The organism is Paracoccus jeotgali (assembly GCF_002865605.1).
GTDB lineage: Bacteria > Pseudomonadota > Alphaproteobacteria > Rhodobacterales > Rhodobacteraceae > Paracoccus > Paracoccus jeotgali.
Genome location: NZ_CP025583.1, coordinates 1,108,238 through 1,129,506 on the forward strand (window position 1 = coordinate 1,108,238; position 21,269 = coordinate 1,129,506).

Below are 21,269 nucleotides of genomic sequence, written 5' to 3' on the forward strand. Positions count from 1 at the left end.
ACAAAGGCACCGCAAATCCAGCGCCGGGGCCGGTTCGTGATCCTGCTCGAATGGGACAGCGCCAGACAGCTCAGCCCTTGCCCCGCCCCGCCTTCATCGGCCTACCGGCGATATAGGTCTCGGCGATGGCGCGGTCGCAGCCCATGATCTGCAGGATGAACAGCTCTTCCGACAGGGTCTGAGCGCGGGCCATGCGCAGGGCCATGGCGGGGGTGGCGCGGGCGTTCAGCACCACCAGATCGGCGGCGCTGCCGGGGGCGAGGGTGCCGATCTCGTCCGCCATCCCCAAGGCCAGCGCATTGCCGCGCGTGGCCCAGTGGAACGCGGCAAAGGGGGTCAGCTTCTGGCCGCGAAGCTGCATGATCTTGTAACCCTCGGCCAGCGTCGCCAGCATCGACCAGCTGGTGCCGCCGCCGATATCGGTGGCGATGCCGCTGACCACGCCGGCCGCGCGCAGCCCGTCCGCGTCGAACAGGCCCGAGCCGAGAAACAGGTTCGAGGTCGGGCAGAACACCGCGCGCGCGCCGGTTTCCGCCATCCGCGCGATCTCGCGCGGTTCCAGATGAATGGAATGGCCCAGCAGCGTGCGCGGCCCGACCAGGCCATAAGTTTCGTAGACGTCCAGATAATCCCGCGCCTGCGGGTAAAGCTGCAGGGTCAGCGCGATCTCGTCGCGGTTTTCCGACATGTGGGTCTGGATGTGGCAATCGGGGTGTTCAGCCGCCAGCGCCCCCGCCGCCTGCAACTGCTCGGGCGTCGAGGTGATCGCGAAACGCGGCGTCACCGCATAGCGCAGCCGGCCGCGTCCGTGCCAGTCGCGGATCAGCGCCTTGCTGTCGTCATAGCTGGATTGCGCGGTGTCGTGCACGGCCGGGATGGCGCCGCGATCCATCATCACCTTGCCCGCGACAAGCGCCATCTCGCGGTCGAGCGCGGCGCCGAACAGCGCCTCGGCACTGGCGCGGTGCGAGGAGCAGAAGGCCACCGCGCTGGTGGTGCCATGCATCGCCAGCATGTCGAGGAAATGCCCGGCCATGGTCCGCGAATGGTCGGGATCTGCGAATTCAGCCTCGGCCGGGAAGGTGTAATCCTGCAGCCAGTCCAGCAATTGCGCGCCCCAGCTGGCCACGACCTGCAGTTGCGGAAAGTGGATATGCGGGTCGATGAAGCCGGGCAGGATCAGATGCGGGCGGTGATCGATCTCGGCCAGACCGTCCTGACGCAGGGCGCTGTAATCGCCCACCGCCTCGATCCGGCCGGCGTCGGTGACGATGGCGCCGTCTTCGATATAGCGGTGATGGTCAGCGGTCTCGGCGGGGTCGGCGTGGAAATCGAGGATGCGGCCGCGGATCAACTGACGCATGGGGTCTCCGTTCGGGCATGGGCGGACAGGCGGACGAGCAGCTCGGCGGCGGTGAAGGCCGCGATGACGGCGGGGCGCTTGTCGGGGTGGCGGATGCCGCCATCGGGGCCGGGCAGGGCGCCGATGGCGCAGACGAGGCGGGCGGGATCGACCTGCTGCCCCCTGGCAAAGCGGCGGAACTGGGCGCGCTTGCTGGCGCTGCCGATCATGCCGACATAGGCGAGGTCGGGGCGGCGCAGCGCCTCGACCGCCAGCAGGAAATCGAGCGCGTGGTCATGGGTCAGGATCACCACCGCGCTGCCGGGTTCTGCCGCCCGGATCTCGGCCTCGGGCAGCACGCTGAGGCGGGTGTCGAGATGGGCGGGGGCGAGGGACAGCTCGGCCTCGCGGCTGTCGATCAGGGTCGGGCGGATCGGCAGCGGGTCAAGCGCCAGCGCCAGCGCCCGCCCGACATGGCCGGCGCCAAAGATCAGCGCGCGGGGCAGGGTCTGCGGCGTGGGCTCCCCCCGGTCGAGGCCCAGCCAGACCCGGCCGCCGCAGCATTGCCCGATCTGGGGGCCAAGCGGCACATCCATCTGCGCGCTGTCCTCGCCCCGGCGCAGCATCTGCCGCGCCCGGTCGATGGCCATGTATTCCAGCTGCCCGCCGCCGATGGTGCCCTGCAGGGTCTCAAGGCCCACGAACATCTCGGCCCCTTCCTCGCGCGGGGTCGAGCCGAGGGCGCGCAGGACGCGGACGCGGATCATCTGCGCAGCCTCTCGATCGCCATCAGCACGCGCTCCGGCGTGGCGGGGGCGTCGAGCAGCGCCGGCTGGCCGGTGGGCGAGACCGAGGCCACGGCCATGTTGATCGCCTCGAACACGCTGATCGGCAGCATGAAGGGCGGCTCGCCCACGGCTTTCGAGCCCTTGATCGTGCGTTCGGCGTTTTCCGACCACTCGGCCAGCTTGACGTTGAAGATGCGCGGCCGGTCCGAGGCGAGCGGGATCTTGTAGGTCGACGGCGCATGCGTCCGCAGCCGCCCCTTGTCGTCCCACCACAGTTCTTCGCTGGTCAGCCAGCCTGCGCCCTGGACGAAGGCGCCCTCGACCTGGCCCTTGTCGATGGCCGGGTTCAGCGAGCGGCCTACATCATGCAGCACATCGCTGCGGTCGATGACATATTCGCCGGTCAGCGTATCGACCGAGACCTCGGACACCGCAGCCCCGTAGGCGTAGTAATAGAAGGGCCGGCCGCGTCCGGTCTTGCGGTCCCAATGGATGTCCGGCGTGCGGTAATAGCCGGCGGCGGACAGATGGATGCGGTCCAGATAGGCGGCCTCGATCACCTCGGCAAAGGGGATGACATCGGCGCCGGCGATGACGTGGCCGGCCTCGAACCGCACATCCGCCGGGGCCACTTCGCGGGTGCGGGCCACGAACTCGACCAGCCGGGCGCGGATCTGTTCGGCGGCGTTCAGCGCGGCCATGGCATTCAGGTCGGTGCCGCTCGACGCCGCGGTGGCCGAGGTGTTGGGCACCTTTTCCGTCGTCGTCTTGGTGATCTTGATCCGCGACAGATCGACCTGAAACGCCTCGGCCACGACCTGCGCGACCTTGGTGTTCAGGCCCTGACCCATCTCGGTCCCGCCATGGTTCAGGTGGATCGAGCCGTCGGTATAGATGTGGATCAGCGCGCCCGCCTGGTTGAAATGCGTGGCGGTGAAGCTGATGCCGAACTTGACCGGCGTCAGCGCGATCCCCTTGCGGATGACGCCGCCCCTGGCGTTCCAGTCCAGCACCGCCTGACGGCGCGCGTGATAGTCGCTGCTGGCTTCCAACTCGTCCAGGATGCGCGGCAGGATCTGGTCGGTGACCTCTTGATGATACGGCGTCAACTGCCCGTTGCGATACAGGTTCGCGCGCCGGACCTGCAGCGGATCAAGGCCGAGGCGATAGGCGATCTGTTCCACAATCCGCTCGGCCACGATGACGCCTTGCGGGCCGCCGAAGCCGCGAAAGGCGGTGTTGCTGACGGTGTTGGTGCGCATCGGATGGCTGCGCAGCTCGACATCGGGATAGAAATAGGCGTTGTCGGCGTGAAACAGCGCCCGGTCGGTCACCGCGCCGGACAGGTCGGCAGAGAAACCGCAGCGGGCATACCAGTCGCCGCTGACGGCTAGGATGCGGCCCTGATCGTCAAAGCCGACCTCGTAATCGACCACGAAATCATGGCGCTTGCCGGTCGCGGTCATGTCGTCGTCGCGGTCGGGGCGCAGCTTGACCGCGCGTCCCAGCCGCTTGGCCGCCACCGCCGCCACGCAGGCGAACAGGTTCATCTGGGTTTCCTTGCCGCCAAAGCCGCCGCCCATGCGGCGCACATTGACGACGACCGCACTGGCCGGAACGCCCAGCACATGCGCGACCATATGCTGCACCTCGGTCGGGTGCTGGGTCGAGACGTGGATCGTGACCTCGTCATCCTCGCCCGGCAGCGCCATGGCGATCTGGCCTTCGAGATAGAAGTGATCCTGCCCGCCGATCCGCATCCGGCCCGAGATCCGGTTCGGCGCGGCTGCCAGCCCGGCGGCGGCATCGCCGCGCTTCAGGGTCAGCGGCTCGGTCACGTAGCCCATGCCCGCGTCGCGGGCTTCGATGGGGTCAAGCGCGTGGGGCAGCACGTCATAGTCGATCCGCGCCTTGTGGGCGGCGCGGCGGGCCTGATCGCGGGTCTCGGCCAGCACCGCAAAGACCGGCTGGCCCCAGTACCGCACCTCGCCATCGGCAAAGACCGGGTCGTCGTTCTTGCCGGTGGGCGCCACGTCATTGACGCCGGGCAGGTCGGCGGCGGTCATCACCCCCAGCACGCCGGGACTGGCCAGCGTGTCGGTGAAATCCATCCCGGTGATCTTGCCATGGGCGCATTGCGACAGGCCCAGATAGGCGTGGATCAGCCCCTGCGGCTCGGGCAGGTCGTCGGTGTAATCGGCGCGGCCGGTGACATGCTTGATCGCGCTGTCATGCGGGATCGAGCTGTGGGCATGGCCCAGTTGCTGGTTTGCGTCCTTCATCGTCAGGCCCCCACTGCTTGATCCAACCGGACCGGCAGTCCGGGTTCCGAGCGTTCCAGCCAGAAGCGGCGGAACAGGTTCGCCGCCACCGTCGCGCGATACTCGGCCGAGGCGCGCATGTCCGACAGCGGCGTGAAGTCATCGGCCACGGCGCGCGCGGCGGCGTCAAAGGCGGCCTCGGCAAAGGGCTGGCCGCGCAGCGCGGCCTCGGCCCCGGTGGCGCGTTTGGGCACGCCCGCCATGCCGCCGAAGGCGATGCGCGCATCGGTGATCATACCCCCATCGACGGTAATCGCAAAGCCTGCCGCGACCGAGCTGATGTCGCTTTCGCGCCGCTTGCTGATCTTGTAGGCGGCAAGCTGGGCGTTTTCATCGACCGGAATGACGATGGTTTCGACGAACTCATCCGCCGCGCGGTCCTGCTTGCCGTAGTCGATGAAGAAATCCTCGATCGCGATCTCGCGCCGGTTGTCGCCACGGCGCAGCACGATCCGCGCGCCAAGCGCGATCAGCAGCGGGGGCGTGTCGCCGATGGGCGAGCCATTGGCGATATTGCCGCCGATGGTGCCCATGTTGCGCACCTGCCAGCCGCCGATCCGCAGCCAGTATTCGCGCGCGGCGGGCAGATGGCGGGCGATCAGGGGCAGCGCCTCGGTATAGGTGACGCCCGCGCCAAGCCGGATCTCGCGCCCGGAGGCGGTGTCGGTGATCTCGATATCCTTCATCAGATGCCCGATGAAGACGGCGGGCGAGATGTCGCGCAGGAACTTGGTCACCCACAGCCCGACATCGGTCGCCCCGGCAATCATGCGCGCGCCCGGATATTCGGCCAGCACCTTGGCCAGATCGGCGCTGTCGGCGGGGATGATCGCCTGCTGACCCTGCTTTTCCAGCGTCACCCGCTGACCCCACATCGCGCGCAACTGCTGCGCGACCCGGTCGCGTTCCACCGCCAGCCGGTCGGCGGTCTGGCCGCCCGCATCCATCGCGGCGACCGCTGCCTTGATGATCGGCTCATAGCCGGTGCAGCGGCACAGATTGCCCTGCAGCGCAGTCTCGATCCGGGCCGGGCCGGCATCGGGATCGGCCATCCACAGCCCATACAGCGACATGACGATGCCGGGCGTGCAGAACCCGCACTGGCTGCCATGATGGTCGATCATCGCCTGCTGGATCGCGTGCAGCCCGCCGCCGGGGGCAGACATGCCCTCGATGGTGACGACATGGCAGCCATGGACCGAGGCGAGAAAGCGGATGCAGGCATTCACCGGCTCATAGATCAGCCCGTCCGGGGTCAGCCGGCCGACCAGCACGGTGCAGGCGCCGCAATCGCCCTCGGCGCAGCCTTCCTTGGTGCCGGTCAGGCGGCGGGTCAGGCGCAGGTAATCCAGCAAGGTGTCGGCGGGGCCGACCTCGGTCAGCGCGACCTCGGACCCGTTCAGCAGAAATCTCATCTGATGTTCCATGGCTTCCCCTTGCTGTGGACTGTCCCGAGCCTTCAGCATAGGCGCGAAAAACCGTTTGCGAAATCGGCCGCGTCGCGGAAGACTTTAAACGCATCGTATAAAAAGGTCCTGATCCATGCCGTATATCGAAAGCCTGCGCGTGTTCTGCCGCGTGGTCGAGCTGGGCTCGATCACCTCGGGCGGGCGCGATCTGCGGCTGTCGCCTGCCGTCGCCTCGAACCGCATCAAGGAGCTTGAGAACCGGCTGTCGGTGCGGCTGCTGAACCGCACCACCCGCACCCTGACCCCGACCGAGATCGGGCGCGCCTTCTATGACCACGCCCGCCGCGTGATCACCACGCTGGACGAGGCGGAATCCATGGTCGCCAGCCTGTCCGGCACGCCGCAGGGGGTGCTGCGGCTCAGCGCGACGCTGGGGGTGGGGCGGCGGCTGATCGCGCCGCTGATCCCGCAATTCTGCGCCGAACATCCCGGCGTCGAGCTGCGGCTGCGGCTGTCGGACCGCAACATCAACCTGATCGAGGACGGGATCGATCTGGGCTTCGTCCTGGGCCAGCCGGCGGATTCAGCGCTGAAATGGCGCAAGATCGCCGACGCGCCGCGGGTTCTGGTGGCGACGCCGGGCTATGTCGAGACCCATGGCGCGCCCGCCTCGCCCGACGATCTGGCGAACCACAACTGCCTGCTGCTGCGCTATCCGCGCAGCCCGGAATATTTCTGGGTGATCGAGACCGCGCAGGGCGCGCGAAAATTCATGGTCAAGGGGCAGTTCGATGCCGATGACGGCGATGTGCTGCGCGACTGGGCGCTGGCCGGTCACGGCATCGCCAACCGCCCGCGCTACGAGGTGGCCGAGGATCTGGCCGAGGGGCGGCTGGTCGAGATCCTGCCCGAAACCCCGCCGGTCACGGCGCAGTTCGGCGTGCTGATGCCGCATCGCCGCCTGCAGGACCCGAAGCTGCGCCTGTTCGTCGATTACGCGGTGCAGGCGCTGAAATCGAAGCTGTAGCGGGCCGCAATCGCGCGGCCCGCTGAGGCTTGGATCAGATCTCGACCTGCACGGCGATGTTCTGCTGCCGCGCCAGATCGAGGGCGGCGGCGGCCACGGCCAGATCCTGCAGCCCCACGCCGGTGCCGTCGAAGATGGTGACCTCGGCCCCGCCGCGCCCCTCATGCGCGCCGGTGATGACATCGCCGATGGGGGTGATGTCGCCGGCCGCGATCAGACCCGCCGCCACCGCGTGCTGCGCCTCGCCGATGCTGGCCGATTGCGCGACCTCGTCGGTGAAGACGCGGGCGCGGGCGAGCAGCGCCGGGTCGAGTTCCTGCTTGCCCTTGGTGTCGGTCCCCATCGCGGCGATATGGGTCGGGCCTTGGACGTGGTGGTCCAGCAACAGCGGCTCGAAGGCCGAGGTGATCGAGATGATGACATCGGCCTCGGCCCCCAGCCGGTCCAGATCGACCGCCTCGAAGGGCAGGCCGATCTCGGCGGCGGTCTCGGCCAGACGCGGCAGCATGGCGGGGTCGTGGTTCCAGCCGATGACCCGCTGGAACCCGCCGATCCGCGCCGCGGCGCGCATCTGGAAGGCCGATTGATGCCCGGCCCCGATCATGCCCAGCACGCTGGCGCCCTTGGGCGCCAGATGCCGGATCGACACCGCGCTGGCGGCGGCCGTCCGCAGCGCGGTCAGCAGGTTGCCGCCCACCGCAGCCTTGATCCGGCCGGTGTCGGGATCGAACAGGAAGATCGTCGACTGGTGGTTGATCAGCCCGCTTTCGTGGTTGTGCGGCCAGTACCCCCCCGCCTTCAGCCCTAGCGCCATGCCGGCGGCGTCGAACCCGCCCTTGAAGCCATAAAGCGCGTCCTGATGGCCAAGCGCCTCTCGGATCACCGGAAAGTTTCGCGCCTTTCCCGTGGTCATGGCGGCAAAGACGTTCTCGACGGCGTCAAAGGCGGCTTCGGGCGTCATCAGCCCGGCGATCCGATCCTCGGCCAGAACCCACATCAATAGCCCTTTCCGCGCGCCGAGACCGGCCACAGCGTTTCGACCTTGCCGTTGCGGATGCCCACATACCAGTCATGGACGTTGCAGGTCGGGTCGCAATGGCCGGGGACAAGTCGCAGCTTTTCATTGATCGCCAGCACGCCCTGCGGGTCGTCGACGACGCCATGTTCATCGCTGCATTTGATGTATTTCACATCGTCGCGGCCATAGATGAAGGGCAGTCCGCTATCGACCGACTGCGCCTTGAGGCCGGCATCCACGATGGCCTTGTCGGGCTTGGCGTGGCTCATCACCGAGGTCAGGATGAACAACGCGTTTTCCCACTCGCCCTGGTCGATACGGTTGCCGTCCTGGTCATGGATGCGGCCGTAATCGGCGTCCATGAAGGCATAGCTGCCGCATTGCAACTCGTTGTAAACGCCCGAGTTGCTTTCGAAGTAATAGCTGCCGGTGCCGCCGCCCGAGACCAGTTCCGGCTTCAGCCCGATTTCGGTCAGCGCCTCGACCGCGTCGGTCACCTGCGCGATGGCGGCGTCCAGCTTGGCCTTGCGGGCGTCGAAATCGTCCATGTGCTGCATCGCGCCCTGATAGGCCTGCAGCCCCTTGAAGGTCAGGCCCGGCGCGGCATCGGCGGCCTTGGCGATCTCGACCACGGCCTCGGTCGTGGTGACGCCGCAGCGCCCCGCGCCGCAGTCGATCTCGACAAAGACGCCCAGTTCGGTGCCGTGCTTCTGCGCGGCGGCGGACAGGTCGGCGATGTTGTCCACGTCATCGACGCAGACGATCATCTCTGCCCCCAGCTTGGGCAGCCGGGCCAGCCGGTCGATCTTGGCCGGGTCGCGGACCTGGTTCGAGACGAGGATCTCCTTGATCCCCGCGCGGGCAAAGACCTCGGCCTCGCTGACCTTCTGGCAGCAGACGCCGACCGCGCCGCCCAGTTCCATCTGCAGCCTCAGCACGTCGACGGATTTGTGCATCTTGCCATGGGCGCGGTGGCGCATGCCGTGGTCGCGGGCGTAATCGCCCATCTTCTTTACGTTGCGTTCCAGCGCGTCCAGATCGAGGATCAGGCAGGGCGTCTGGATGTCGGCGACATCCATGCCGGGCAGGGCGGGGACGTCAAAGCCGACTTCCATGCCCTCGAAATTGGTGGGTGCGTTCATGCCGATTCTCCTTGGGTCCAGGGCAGCTTGTCCAGATCGACATTGCCGCCTGTGATGATGACGCCGACGCGCTTGCCGGCGAATGCGTCGCGGTGTTTCAGGATCGTGGCCAGCGGAACCGCGCTGGACGGCTCGATCACGATCCGCAGATGCTTCCAGGCCAGCTTCATCGCGTCGATGATTTCCTGCTCCGAGGCGGTATAGATCTCGGAGACGTGGTTGCTGACGAAATGCCAGGTCAGGTCCTTCAGCGGCACCAGCAGCCCGTCGGCGATGGTCTTGGGCGCGTCATCGGCGATGATGTGCCCGGCCTTGAAGCTGCGATAGGCGTCGTCGGCCTGCTCGGGCTCGGCTGCGATGACGCGGGTTTCCGGCGCCAGCGTGGCCAGCGTCAGGCAGGTGCCCGAGATCATGCCGCCGCCGCCGATGGGGGCCATGACGATGTCCAGCCCATCGGTCTGCTCGACGAATTCGCGCGCGCAGGTGCCCTGACCGGCGATCACGCGCGGGTCGTTATAGGGGTGGACGAAATCGCCGCCTGTCTCGGCCTGCACGCGGGCAAAGGTCGCCTCGCGCGACGAGGTCGAGGGATCGCATTCGGTGATCCGGCCACCATAGCGGCGCACAGTGTCCTTTTTGGCCTGCGGCGCGGTGCGCGGCATCACCACGTTGCAGGGGATGCCCCGCAGCATCGCCGCATAGGACAGGCAAGAGGCGTGATTGCCCGAGGAATGGGTCGCCACACCGGCCTTGGCCTGTTCGTCATCCAGCCCGAAGACGGCGTTAGAGGCGCCGCGGACCTTGAAGGCCCCCGGCTCTTGAAAGTTCTCGCATTTGAAGAACAGCTGCGTCCCGGTCAGGTCGTTCAGGTAATCCGACACCCGAACCGGCGTCCGGCGGATATGCGGCTTGATGCGCTCATGCGCGTCCAGCATGTCCTGATAGGTGGGGATATACATCGCGGCGTCCTTCATCACGCGGCCTGCTTGCGGGCCTGCGCGGCCGAGCTGCGGTAATGTTCCTGCGCCGCGGCCACCCCGCTGCCCAGTTCGACCGGCAGCCCCAGATCGGCCATGACCATTTCCGCGACCGACAGCCCCGACAGCGCCATGGCGTCGGTCAGGCTGCCCAGATGACCGATGCGGAACACCTTGCCGGCGACGTCGCCCAGCCCGGTGCCGAAGGCCATGTCATAGGTGTTCAGCGCATGGCTGACGATGCGGTTGGCGTCAAAACCCTCGGGCGTGCGGATGGCGCTGACGCTGTCGGAATACAGGTCCGGGCTTTTCGCGCACAGCGACATGCCCCAGGCGTGGACGGCCTTGCGGACGCCCTCGGCGATGCGGTGGTGGCGGGCAAAGACGTTTTCCAGCCCCTCGCCCAGCAGCATCTCGGTCGAGGTCTTCAGCCCGTTCAGCAGGCCGACCGGCGGGGTATAGGGATAGGCGTTGTTCTTGTAGCCCTTGGCCATGTCGCGGATGTCGAAGAAGGTGCGCGGCAGTTTCGCGCTTTCCACCGCCTCGAGCGCCTTGGGCGAAAAGCCCACGATGGCGAGGCCCGGCGGCAGCATGAACCCCTTTTGGCTGCCGGTGACGGCGACATCGACGCCCCATTCGTCCATGCGGAAATCATAGCAACCGATCGAGCTGACGCCGTCGACCAGCAGCAGCGCCGGGTGGTTCGCGGCATCCAGCGCCCGGCGCACGGCGGCGATGTCCGAGCGGACGCCGGTCGCGGTCTCGTTATGGGTGGCCAGGACGGCGCGGATCTTGTGGTCGCGGTCCTTGCTCAGGATGTCCTCGAACGTGTCGGCGGGGATGCCCTCGCCCCATTCGCAGGTGACGACCTCGACCTCGAGCCCGTGGCGCTGGCACATGTCGATCCAGCGATGGCTGAACATGCCGTTGCGCGCGGCCAGCACCTTGTCGCCGGGCGACAGCGTGTTGGTGATCGCGGTCTCCCACCCGCCGGTGCCGGTCGAGGGGAAGACGAAGACCTCGCCCGAGGTGGTTTTCAGCACCTTCTTCACGCCGTCCAGCGCGGGGTGCAGGATCTGGCCAAAGACCGGGCTGCGGTGGTCGATGGTCGGCATGTCGACCGCCTTGCGCAGCACCTCGGGGATATTGGTCGGGCCGGGGATGAAGATCGGGTTCTGGTTGTTCATGCGGTGTCCTCCTGCGGTTCATCCATGACTAGCAGGCGGGCGGCGCAGGCGGCAATTATTCCAGATCGGGCGGTGCGGGGGCGGTTTCCGCAGGGAAAGCAAGCGTAAACAATGAGGTAGTGTTTTTCATATCGCGGGCTGTATTTTCACCTTTGTCGCGAAGGTTCGACAGGCAGCGCCTGACAATCCCGTTTCGGCATGAAAAAACGCCCCCGGGCGATGCCGGGGGCGCAATCCGTGCCAAGGGGGAAGGCGCGGAGTTTCAGGCGCCGTAAAGCGCGTATTTCAGCACGAACAGACCTGCCACCAGCCATGTCGCCAGATGCACGTCCCGCGCGCGGCCGGTCAGCAGCTTGATTACGGCATAGCTGATGAAGCCGAATGCCAGACCCGTCGCGATCGAATAGGTGAGGGGCATGGCGATGGCGGTCAGGACGGCGGGCGCGACCTCGGTCACGTCGTCCCATTCGATCTCGGCCAGTTCGCGCATCATCAGCGTCGCGACATACAGCAGCGCCGGCGCGGTGGCATAGGTCGGCACCGACCCGGCCAGCGGCGCAAAGAACATCGCCAGCAGGAACAGCACCGCCACCGTCACCGCGGTCAGCCCGGTCCGGCCGCCCGCCTGCACGCCCGAGGCGCTTTCGACATAGGCCGTGGTCGACGAGGTGCCCAGCAGCGAGCCGACGGTGATCGCGGTCGAATCCGCCATCAGCGCCCGGCTGAGGCCCTTGTTGGTGTGGGCCGGCCCCTCGGTCAGCAGGCCGGCGCGCTTGGCGACGCCGATCAGCGTGCCGGTGGCGTCAAAGACCTCGACCAGCACCATGACCAGGATGACGTGGAAGATGCCGATGGTCAGCGCGCCCGCGATGTCGAGCTGCATGAAGGTCGGCGCGATCGATGGCGGCATCGACACGATCCCGCCAAACTCGCTGACCCCAAGCGCGATGGCCGCCAGCGTCACCACGATGATCCCGATCAGGATCGCGCCGCGCACCTTCCAGGCGTCCAGCGCCACGATCAGGAAAAAGCCGGCAATGGTCAGCAGCGTGCCGGGGTTGGTCACATCGCCCAGGCCGATCAGCGTCGCCGGGTTGTCGACGACCAGGCCCGAGCTTTGCATCGCGATGATGGCCAGAAACATCCCGATCCCCGCCGCCACGCCGCTGCGCATCGAATGGGGGATGCCCGCGATCAGCCAGCGGCGCATTCCGGTGACGGACAGGATCAGGAAGATGATGCCCGAGATGAACACCGCCCCCAGCGCCTGCTGCCAGGTAAAGCCCAGACCGGCGACGACGGTGAAGGCGAAGAAGGCGTTCAGCCCCATGCCGGGCGCCATGCCGATGGGCCAGTTCGCCCACAGCCCCATCACCGCCGAGCCGATGGCCGCGGCCAGGCAGGTGGCGATGAACACGGCGTCGCGGTCCATGCCGGTGGTGGACAGGATGTCGGGGTTCACGAAGATGATATAGGCCATCGTCAGGAAGGTCGTCAGACCTGCGATGATCTCTGTCCGGACGCTGGTGGCGTGCTCGGACAGCTTGAAATAGCGTTCCATGGTTCTCCTTCCGCATGGCGGCTGCTTGGCGCGGTCACGGAAAGGTTACGGTCGCATGTGGACACGCGACAATGGGCCGCATCGTGACGCTGTTTCAACGTATCGTTGAAACCCCTCGACGGGAAGTGGGATTGTGCATCGAATTGTCGCGTAACCCACCGGCATTGAATAGCCTTTTGGTCCACGGCGTTATAGGCTGCGGGGCAGGATCGCGGGGCAGGGCAGGGGGTGCGCGGATGGATGGAGACTGGATCGACCGCTTCAAGGGATTGTCGAGACTGCCCGAGGATATCCGCCGCGATCTGGTCGCCGGCAGCCGCATCATGACCGTCCCCGAGGGCGCGCTGGTCTTTTCGGCCGGTCAGCAGGCCGACAATCTGCTGCTGCTGCTGTCGGGCACGGTCCGGGTGCAGCAACGATCGGACACCGGGCGCGAGGTGACGCTGTATCGCGTCCATGCCGGCGAAAGCTGCGTGCTGACCACCGCCTGCATGCTGGCCTTCGAGGAATATGCCGCCGAGGGCGTGGCCGAGGCGCCGGTCACCGCCGCAGCCATACCGCGCAAGCTGTTTGACGATCTGCTGGCGCGGTCCTCGGTCTTCCGCGAATTCGTCTTTGCCGCCTATTCGCGGCGCATCACCGATCTGTTCACGCTGATCGACGACATCGTCTTTCAGCGCATGGATGTCCGGCTGGCCGCGCGACTGCTGGAACTGGCGGGCGAGGGCGACACCATCCGCACCACCCATGCCGGCCTTGCCGCCGAGCTGGGCACCGCGCGCGAGGTCGTCTCGCGCATCCTGGCCGAGTTCGGGCGGCGCGGCTGGGTCGATACGCAGCGGGGCGAGGTGCAGCTGACCGACCGGCCGGGGCTGGAAGGTCTGGTCCGCTCGGCGGCCGAGCGTTAGCGGCGCGGGGCGCAGCGGCTTGGTGACCTTGTCACCGACAGGCGGCGCGAATCATGGCAGAACCATGCGCGAACGGATCTTTCCGACATGAATTTGCAGACAGGAGTGGCGATCATGGACAAGAATATGGGCAAGACGGACCGCACCCTGCGCCTTGTGCTGGCGGTGGTGCTGGCGGCCGTGGCGCTGACCGGCGCGGTCAGCGGCTGGCTTTACTGGGCCGCGATCCTCGTCGCGGTGGTGATGGCGGTGACGGCGCTGGTCGGGAACTGCCCGGCCTACAGCATCCTCGGCATCAAGACCTGCACGGTGAGGGACTGACATGGTGACGCAATTCACACCCTGGCTGTCGCTGGCGGGCGGCGTGATGATCGGGCTGGCCGCGACGGCGCTGATGGCGATGCTGGGGCGCATCATGGGCGCCTCGGGCCTCGTCTCGGGGCTGCTGCGCCCGACCTCGGGGGCCGAGTTCGGCTGGCGCGCGGCGCTGCTGGCCGGGATGGTCAGCGGGCCGCTGGTGCTGCTGGCGCTGACCGGCTCGATGCCGCCGCTGCAGGTGCCCTCATCGCCGATGATGCTGGTGCTGGGCGGGCTGCTGGTGGGCGTGGGCGTCACCTATGGCTCGGGCTGCACCTCGGGTCACGGGGTCTGCGGCAACGCGCGGCTCTCGCCCCGGTCCTTCGTCGCGACGGTCAGCTTCATGCTGGCGGCCTTCGTGACTGTCTTTGTCGTCCGGCACCTGCTGCCCGGACTGGTAGGAGGCTGAGATGCGTCTGATTGCGACCTATCTGATCGGGCTGGTCTTCGGGATCGGCATCATGATCTCGGGCATGGCCAACCCGGCCAAGATCCTGAACTTCTTCGACTTGGCGGGAAACTGGGACCCGTCGCTCGCCTTCGTCATGGGCGGCGCGCTGATCACCACCTTCATTGGCTATCGCCTGGTGCTGGCGCGGCCCGGCCCGGTGCTGGCCAAGAGCTTCCAGCTTCCGACGTCGAAAACCATCGATGCGCGCCTGGTCGGCGGCTCGGCCCTGTTCGGGATTGGCTGGGGCATCGCGGGCTTTTGCCCCGGTGGCGCCCTGCCGGCCCTTGGCACCGGCCGGATCGAGGTGGTGACCTTCGTCGCCGCCCTGGCCGCCGGCATCCTTCTGGCGCGTTACATTCAATCGGCGGGCGCGACGACTGCCCGCCAGAGTTAAGCGGAGAATGACATGTCGAGTTACCCCGTGAACATGCAGACCCGTCCCGAGGTGCAGCCTTTCTTTGACGAGGCCACCAACACCATCAGCTATATCGTGCGCGATCCGGGCAGCGATGCCTGCGCGGTCATCGATTCCGTCATGGATATCGACTATGCCGCCGGCCGCATCACCAGCGACCACGCCGACCGCATGATCGCCGCCATCCGCGAGCAGGGGCTGCGGCTGGAATGGATCATCGAGACCCATGTCCATGCCGACCACCTGTCCGCCGCGCCCTATATTCAGGAAAAACTGGGCGGAAAGATCGGCATCGGCGCCAATATCCTGACCGTGCAGGACACCTTCGGCAAGATCTTCAACGAAGGGACCGAGTTCCAGCGCGACGGCAGCCAGTTCGACGCGCTGTTCAACGACGGCGACAGCTACAAGATCGGCGGGATGGAGGCGTTCACCATCTACACCCCCGGCCACACCCCGGCCTGCATGACCCATGTCATCGGCGACGCGGCCTTTGTCGGCGACACGCTGTTCATGCCCGATGGCGGCAGCGCGCGGGCCGATTTTCCCGGCGGCGATGCGGGCGTGCTGTATGACAGCATCCAGAAGGTGCTGTCCCTGCCGGACGAGATGCGGCTGTTCATGTGTCATGACTACGGGCCCAACGACCGCGAGATCCGCTGGGAAACCACGGTGGCTGAGCAGAAGGCGCATAACATCCATGTCGGCGGCGGCCGCACGCGCGAGGAATTCGTGGCCCTGCGCGAGGCCCGCGACGCCAGCCTCGACATGCCGCGGCTGATCATCCCCTCGCTGCAGGTGAACATGCGCGCGGGCGAGGTGCCGAAGGACCGCGACGGCCGCCCCATGCTGAAAGTGCCGGTCAACACGCTGTGACCCGTGACCCGCGCCGCCTTGCCCCTGTGCCGCTTTGGCACCGGGGCAGGGCATTTCCCGCCGAACGCCCTGCGGGGGCCGGTCCTGCCCGCCCCCGCTTTGCTTTGCCCCAGATGACAACCCAAGGCTGACGCCATGCTGCGACGCTATTTTCCGATCCTGAGCTGGGGCCGCGTCTATACGCGGCAGACGCTGGCCAATGACATGCTGGCGGCGGCGATCGTGACGGTCATGCTGATCCCGCAATCGCTGGCCTATGCGATGCTGGCCGGTCTGCCGCCCGAGGCCGGGATCTATGCCTCGATCCTGCCGATCATCCTCTATGCCGCGCTGGGCACCAGCCGGGCGCTGGCGGTGGGACCGGTCGCGGTGGTGTCGCTGCTGACCGCATCGGCGGTGGGGCAGGTGGCGGCGCAGGGGACGGCCGGCTATGTCGCGGCGGCGCTGACGCTGGCGCTGCTGTCGGGGCTGATGCTGCTGGCGATGGGGCTGCTGCGGCTGGGGTTTCTGGCCAATTTCCTCAGCCACCCGGTGATCGCGGGGTTCATCTCGGCCTCGGGGCTGCTGATCGCGGCGGGGCAATTGCAGCATCTGCTGGGGGTCAGCGCGGGCGGGCAGACCCTGCCGCAGATCGTCATGGCGCTGATCGCGCAGCTGGGGCAGATCAACCCGGCGACGCTGGTCATCGGGGTGGCGGCGACGGGGTTCCTGTTCTGGGTCCGCAAGGGCATGCGCCCGGCCCTGCGCCGGCTGGGGCTGTCCGACAGCGCCGCCGGCATCGCGCAAAAGGCCGGGCCGGTGGCGGCGGTGATCGTGACCACGCTGGCGGTCTGGGGGCTGGGGCTGCAGGACCGGGGCGTCAGCATCGTGGGCGCGGTGCCGCAAAGCCTGCCGCCCTTGACCCTGCCGGCGCTGTCGCCCGATCTGCTGGGCGCGCTGCTGGTGCCGGCGCTGCTGATCTCGGTCATCGGTTTCGTCGAATCAGTTTCGGTGGCGCAGACGCTGGCGGCCAAGCGGCGCGAGCGGATCGACCCGGATCAGGAGTTGATCGCCCTTGGCGCCGCCAATCTGGGCGCGGCCTTCACCGGCGGGCTGCCGGTGACGGGCGGGTTCTCGCGTTCGGTGGTGAATTTCGACGCGGGCGCCGAGACGCCTGCGGCCGGGGCCTTTACCGCGATGGGGCTGGCGGTGGCGGCGGTGGCGCTGACGCCGCTGATCTATTTCCTGCCCACCGCGACGCTGGCCGCGACCATCATCGTGGCGGTGCTGTCGCTGGTCGATCTGTCCATCCTGGGCCGGACCTGGCGCTATTCCCGCGCCGATTTCGCCGCCGTGGCCGCGACCATCGCGCTGACGCTGGGCGTAGGGGTCGAGGCGGGGGTGGCCTCGGGCGTTCTGATCTCGCTGCTGCTGCATCTCTACAAGACCTCGCGCCCGCATGTGGCCGAGGTCGGGCTGGTCCCCGGCACCCAGCATTTCCGCAACATCAACCGCCACGAGGTGCTGACCGATCCCGCCATCGTCACCCTGCGCGTCGATGAAAGCCTGTTCTTCGTCAATGCCCGCTATCTCGAGGATCTGATCCAGCGCCGGGTGACCGAGGGCAGCGCCATCCGCCATGTCGTGCTGATGTTCTCGGCGGTGAACGCGGTGGATTTTTCGGCGCTGGAAAGCCTCGAGGCGGTGAACGAGCGGCTGCGCGACATGGGCGTCTCGCTGCACCTGTCCGAGGTGAAGGGACCGGTCATGGACCGGCTGCGGGCGACGCATTTCCTGCGCGACCTGACCGGGCAGGTCTTTCTGTCGCAGTTCGACGCCTGGCAGGCGCTGCACCAGACCCCGCGCAACTTGGCCCTGCGCGCCCTGCCGTAAGGTCGGCACCGGCTGGACGCGGGGGCGGCGCGGCGATATATCGGAAAGCAGTCCCGCACGGAGCTTGCCTGCCATGCCGCGTCCTGCCCGTCCTGTCGCCTCGCCCCAGACCCGCAAGCGGGTCCGCTGATGCCCGCGCCCCTGACCGAGATCGAGGATCTGCGCCGCCTGCATCAGGCCCGCGTCCCGCGCATGTTCTATGACTACGTCGATGCCGGGGCTTGGACCGGCCAGACCTATCGCGAGAATCAGACCGATTTCTCGCGCCTCTATCTGCGGCAGCGGGTGGCGCGCGACATCTCAAAGCGCAATCTGCCGACGACGATGATGGGGCGCGAGGTGGCGATGCCGGTGGCGCTGGCCCCGGTCGGGCTGCTGGGGATGCAGCACGCCGATGGCGAGATCCATGCCGCCCGCGCCGCGCTGTCGCGCAACGTGCCCTACACCATGTCGACCATGTCCATCGCCTCGCTGGAAGACATCGCCGAGGCGACCGGCAAGCCGTTCTGGTTCCAGCTTTACACCCTGCGGGACGAGGCGTTTCTGGAAAGCATCCTTGACCGCGCCCGCCGCGCGGGCGTGGAGCTGCTGGTCCTGACGCTGGATCTGACCATTCAGGGGCAGCGCCACAAGGATCTGAAGAACCGCATGACCGCCCCGCCCAAGCTGACGGCGGCGAACCTGCTGAACATCTCGCGCCACCCGGCCTGGGCGATGCGGATGCTGCGGACAAGGCGGCGCAGCTTTGGCAATATCGTGGGCCACGCCAAGGGCGTAAACGATCTGGGCGATCTGGCGGCATGGACCTCCAGCCAGTTCGACCCGACGCTGGACTGGGCGCGGGTGGAACATATCGTGCGGCTCTGGGGGGGCAAGGTGCTGCTCAAGGGCATCAACGACCCCGAGGATGCGCGGCGCGCCGCGCAGACCGGCGCGGACGGGCTGATTGTCTCCAATCACGGCGGGCGGCAGCTGGACGGCACGCCCTCGACCATCCGCACCTTGCCGCAGATACTGCGGGCGCTGGACGGGGCCATGCCGGCCTATCTGGATGGCGGCATCCGCTCGGGTCAGGACGTCATCAAGGCGATGGCCGTGGGCGCGGCGGGCGTGTTCATCGGGCGCGCCTATGCCTATGGGCTGGGCGCGATGGGACAGAGGGGGGTCGAGGCCGCGCTGGACATCATCAAGCGCGAGATGGACCTGACCATGGGCCTGTGCGGCATCAACGACGTGTCCGAAATCGGCCCCCAGATCCTGTGGTCCGAGGATCTGGCCTGAGCTTTTCCGTGCCACGGCCTGCGCCGGTTTGCGCGCCGATGCCTCGACCTTTCCCCGCGACGCCGCTGTAAACGCTGCATGGACTGCCGCGCGCGGCGGCTCGGCCACAGCCGCCCAGCACGCCACATCGCCCCCTTTTCACCGCCCCGCAAACCCCCTATGCCGTCGCGATGGCGGATGACCCGCTGGCACACTGGAAAAGGCAGCATGTCCCAGATCACCACCCTGACCACGACCGAGGCGCTGGCCGCCTTTTGCGCCGACGCCATGACGCGGCCATATGTCACCCTCGACACCGAGTTCCTGCGCGAGCGGACCTATTACTCGCGGCTCTGCCTGATCCAGATGGCGCTGCCCCCGGCCTCGGACGCCAAGACCGAGGGCGGGCCGGCGGTGCTAATCGACCCGCTGGCCCCCGGCCTCTCGCTCGAGCCGCTTTACGACCTGTTCCGCCATCAGGCGACGGTCAAGGTCTTCCACGCCGCGCGGCAGGATCTGGAGATCTTCTTCCACGATGCCGGCGTATTTCCGACCCCGCTGTTCGACACCCAGATCGCCGCCATGGTCTGCGGGTTCGGCGAGCAGGTGGGGTATGAGACGCTGGTGCGCAAGATCGCCAAGGCCAATCTGGACAAGTCCTCGCGCTTTACCGACTGGTCGCAGCGCCCGCTGTCAAAGGCGCAGCAGGAATACGCCATAGCCGACGTGACCCATCTGCGCGCCATCTATGAATGGCTGGCGACGCAGATCGACAAGACCGGCCGCGCCCCCTGGGTCGCGGAAGAGGTGGCGACCCTGCTCGACCCCGAAACCTACATCACCCGCCCTGCCGAGGCGTGGCAGCGCATCCGCACGCGCTCGCACTCGCCGCGCTTCATGGCCGTGGTCCGCAAGCTGGCCGAGTTCCGCGAGGATTACGCCCAGACCCGCAACATCCCGCGCTCGCGCGTGTTCAAGGATGACGCGCTGGTCGAACTGGCCTCGACCCGGCCGGTGAACGAAAGCGATCTGGGCAAGTCGCGGCTGCTGCTGCGAGAGGGGCGCAAGCCGGACGTCGCGCAGGGCATCATCGCGGCCGTGCAGGCGGGGCTGGACGATCCCGACCCGCCGCGCCTGCCGAAGGAGACGCCCGGCGCGCCCGGCAATGGCGCCCTGGGCGAATTGCTGCGCGTGCTGCTGAAGGCCAAGGCCGAGGCCGCGGGCGTGGCGCCCAAGCTGATCGCGTCCTCCTCGGATCTGGACGCCATCGCGCAAGGGCTGCGCGACCTGCCGGCGCTGCAGGGCTGGCGCGCCGAGGTCTTCGGCAAGGACGCCATCCGCCTCGCCGAGGGTCGCATCGCCCTCTCCGCCGCCGGCGGCGCGGTGCGGGTGGTGGAGATCTAGAGCGCGGTTGACGGGAAGCGGGTGGCGCTTGGGCTGGGCCGAAAGACTGGTCTGGGAAGCGTGTCGCGAGCGGACCGGGAGGAAGATCACAACGCTTCCGCGAGCGGCATTTTTGCTCGCGGTATCGAAGCCGGGGAAGCCTTTAGACATCGTTTTGAGCGGCCGGTGTGGGGCACCGTGACGAACCGCGTCTCAGCGACCCCTGCTATCGAACCGGCGCATGAGCGCCGTTCAACTCTTCCCCTTCCGCTCCGCCCAAGCCTTATACAGCTCCGGCGCCTCTGCGTCCGGGGGCGGCAGGCGCTCGATCCTCGCCCAGCTTTGCTCGTCGATGGGCGGGGACAGCGCCTTGGTCGCCGCGGCGCTGGAGAGGCCGAAGGGCGCGCCGTTTTCGTTCGAATAGGCATAGACCACGCGCGAGATGCCGGCCACGCGCATGGCCGCAAGGCACATCGGGCAGGGCTGGCCGCTGGCATAGACGGTCGCACCGCTCAGGTCGATGGTGCCAAGCGCCGCGCCCGCCTCGCGGACCGCGAGCAGCTCGGCATGGGCGGTGGGGTCGTGGTCGGCCTCCATCCGGTTGGCCGCGCGGGCGACGATGCGGCCATCCTTGATCAGAACCGCGCCAAAGGGCTGCCCGCCGGCGGCCACGTTCTCGCGCGCGGCGGCGATGGCCTCGTCCATGAATGACTGATCGCTCATGCTGATATCTCCTCTCGGCTGCGGCAACAGGTGCGCCTGCGGGGCGCGTCATGACGCGCGCCGCAGATGCGCTTGCCAGCATGTCCCGGAATGGGTCGCGGGTAAAGCCGGGGGAGAGGGGTCGGACGCACCGCAGTTTTGCGCAGTGGCGGCGGCCATCCGGCAGCGCCGCTCGATCAACAAGCTGCGGCGCGAGCACAGGACTGGGCGGCGGCCGCTGGCCCTGACTTGGGCCGGGCTGTCGCGGCCCAA

The 21,269-nt window shown here is 67.7% G+C and carries 19 protein-coding genes; 9 read left to right on the forward strand and 10 right to left on the reverse strand.

Annotation, left to right across the window (positions count from 1 at the left end; genetic code table 11):
• Window positions 1–70: 70 nt before the first annotated feature.
• Genes guaD through xdhA form a run of 4 tightly spaced genes read right to left on the reverse strand, consistent with a single transcriptional unit; the run spans window position 71 to window position 5,878 of the window.
• Window positions 71–1,363 carry a guanine deaminase gene (gene guaD / locus CYR75_RS05540; RefSeq protein ID WP_101499173.1) on the reverse strand — a complete coding sequence of 431 codons (1,293 nt, stop codon included), beginning with the start codon at window positions 1,361–1,363 and terminating at the stop codon, window positions 71–73.
• Window positions 1,351–2,109 carry a xanthine dehydrogenase accessory protein XdhC gene (xdhC, locus tag CYR75_RS05545; protein WP_101499174.1) on the reverse strand — a complete coding sequence of 253 codons (759 nt, stop codon included), beginning with the start codon at window positions 2,107–2,109 and terminating at the stop codon, window positions 1,351–1,353. The genes guaD and xdhC overlap by 13 nt, the downstream gene beginning before the upstream one ends.
• The gene (xdhB, locus tag CYR75_RS05550) at window positions 2,106–4,412 is read right to left on the reverse strand and encodes a xanthine dehydrogenase molybdopterin binding subunit (RefSeq protein WP_101499175.1); all 2,307 of its coding nucleotides are present in this window, start codon (window positions 4,410–4,412) and stop codon (window positions 2,106–2,108) included. Before xdhB ends, xdhC begins: the two co-directional genes overlap by 4 nt.
• A 2-nt stretch (window positions 4,413–4,414) precedes the next feature.
• Window positions 4,415–5,878 (reverse strand): xanthine dehydrogenase small subunit, encoded by a 1,464-nt coding sequence (gene xdhA, locus CYR75_RS05555; protein WP_101499176.1) that lies wholly within the window; start codon window positions 5,876–5,878, stop codon window positions 4,415–4,417.
• Window positions 5,879–5,993: 115 nt separating this feature from the next.
• Here xdhA and CYR75_RS05560 point away from each other — a divergent pair, with 115 nt between their 5' ends.
• Window positions 5,994–6,887 carry a LysR family transcriptional regulator gene (locus tag CYR75_RS05560; RefSeq protein ID WP_101499177.1) on the forward strand — a complete coding sequence of 298 codons (894 nt, stop codon included), beginning with the start codon at window positions 5,994–5,996 and terminating at the stop codon, window positions 6,885–6,887.
• A 34-nt stretch (window positions 6,888–6,921) separates the two neighbouring features.
• Here CYR75_RS05560 and bhcD read toward each other — a convergent pair whose 3' ends face one another.
• The 5 genes from bhcD to CYR75_RS05585 all read right to left on the reverse strand — a co-directional run bounded on the left by bhcD (window position 6,922) and on the right by CYR75_RS05585 (window position 12,772).
• Window positions 6,922–7,884 carry an iminosuccinate reductase BhcD gene (gene bhcD, locus CYR75_RS05565; RefSeq protein WP_101499178.1) on the reverse strand — a complete coding sequence of 321 codons (963 nt, stop codon included), beginning with the start codon at window positions 7,882–7,884 and terminating at the stop codon, window positions 6,922–6,924.
• Window positions 7,884–9,047: a 3-hydroxy-D-aspartate aldolase BhcC gene (gene bhcC, locus CYR75_RS05570; RefSeq protein ID WP_101499179.1), complete on the reverse strand. Its 1,164-nt coding sequence runs from the start codon at window positions 9,045–9,047 to the stop codon at window positions 7,884–7,886. Before bhcC ends, bhcD begins: the two co-directional genes overlap by 1 nt.
• Window positions 9,044–10,021 carry a beta-hydroxyaspartate dehydratase BhcB gene (gene bhcB, locus CYR75_RS05575; RefSeq protein WP_101499180.1) on the reverse strand — a complete coding sequence of 326 codons (978 nt, stop codon included), beginning with the start codon at window positions 10,019–10,021 and terminating at the stop codon, window positions 9,044–9,046. The genes bhcC and bhcB overlap by 4 nt, the downstream gene beginning before the upstream one ends.
• The gene (gene bhcA, locus CYR75_RS05580; RefSeq protein WP_101499181.1) at window positions 10,021–11,211 is read right to left on the reverse strand and encodes an L-aspartate--glyoxylate aminotransferase BhcA; all 1,191 of its coding nucleotides are present in this window, start codon (window positions 11,209–11,211) and stop codon (window positions 10,021–10,023) included. The genes bhcB and bhcA overlap by 1 nt, the downstream gene beginning before the upstream one ends.
• A 262-nt stretch (window positions 11,212–11,473) precedes the next feature.
• On the reverse strand, window positions 11,474–12,772 hold the full coding sequence (locus tag CYR75_RS05585; protein WP_101499182.1) for an NCS2 family permease: 1,299 nt from the start codon (window positions 12,770–12,772) through the stop codon (window positions 11,474–11,476).
• Window positions 12,773–13,008: 236 nt separating this feature from the next.
• Between CYR75_RS05585 and CYR75_RS05590 the strand changes: the two genes are divergently transcribed.
• From CYR75_RS05590 to rnd, 8 genes are all read left to right on the forward strand, one after another.
• Window positions 13,009–13,680: a Crp/Fnr family transcriptional regulator gene (locus CYR75_RS05590; protein WP_101499183.1), complete on the forward strand. Its 672-nt coding sequence runs from the start codon at window positions 13,009–13,011 to the stop codon at window positions 13,678–13,680.
• 114 nt (window positions 13,681–13,794) lie between these two features.
• Window positions 13,795–14,001, forward strand: a complete 207-nt coding sequence (locus tag CYR75_RS05595; protein ID WP_101499184.1) for a YgaP family membrane protein — start codon at window positions 13,795–13,797, stop codon at window positions 13,999–14,001.
• Between the two features lies 1 nt (window position 14,002).
• The gene (locus tag CYR75_RS05600) at window positions 14,003–14,446 is read left to right on the forward strand and encodes a YeeE/YedE family protein (protein ID WP_101499185.1); all 444 of its coding nucleotides are present in this window, start codon (window positions 14,003–14,005) and stop codon (window positions 14,444–14,446) included.
• A gap of 1 nt (window position 14,447) precedes the next feature.
• The gene (locus CYR75_RS05605; RefSeq protein ID WP_101499186.1) at window positions 14,448–14,882 is read left to right on the forward strand and encodes a DUF6691 family protein; all 435 of its coding nucleotides are present in this window, start codon (window positions 14,448–14,450) and stop codon (window positions 14,880–14,882) included.
• Window positions 14,883–14,894: 12 nt separating this feature from the next.
• Window positions 14,895–15,779 (forward strand): MBL fold metallo-hydrolase, encoded by an 885-nt coding sequence (locus tag CYR75_RS05610; protein WP_101499187.1) that lies wholly within the window; start codon window positions 14,895–14,897, stop codon window positions 15,777–15,779.
• A gap of 135 nt (window positions 15,780–15,914) precedes the next feature.
• Entirely contained in the window at window positions 15,915–17,651 is a 1,737-nt protein-coding gene (locus CYR75_RS05615; protein WP_101499188.1) for a SulP family inorganic anion transporter, read from the forward strand.
• A 129-nt stretch (window positions 17,652–17,780) separates the two neighbouring features.
• Window positions 17,781–18,932 carry an alpha-hydroxy acid oxidase gene (locus tag CYR75_RS05620; protein ID WP_101499189.1) on the forward strand — a complete coding sequence of 384 codons (1,152 nt, stop codon included), beginning with the start codon at window positions 17,781–17,783 and terminating at the stop codon, window positions 18,930–18,932.
• Window positions 18,933–19,148: 216 nt separating this feature from the next.
• Entirely contained in the window at window positions 19,149–20,315 is a 1,167-nt protein-coding gene (rnd, locus tag CYR75_RS05625; protein WP_101500887.1) for a ribonuclease D, read from the forward strand.
• A gap of 231 nt (window positions 20,316–20,546) precedes the next feature.
• On the opposite strand, the gene CYR75_RS05630 is transcribed toward rnd, so the two are convergent.
• Window positions 20,547–21,017 carry a nucleoside deaminase gene (locus tag CYR75_RS05630; protein ID WP_101499190.1) on the reverse strand — a complete coding sequence of 157 codons (471 nt, stop codon included), beginning with the start codon at window positions 21,015–21,017 and terminating at the stop codon, window positions 20,547–20,549.
• Window positions 21,018–21,269: the final 252 nt, after the last annotated feature.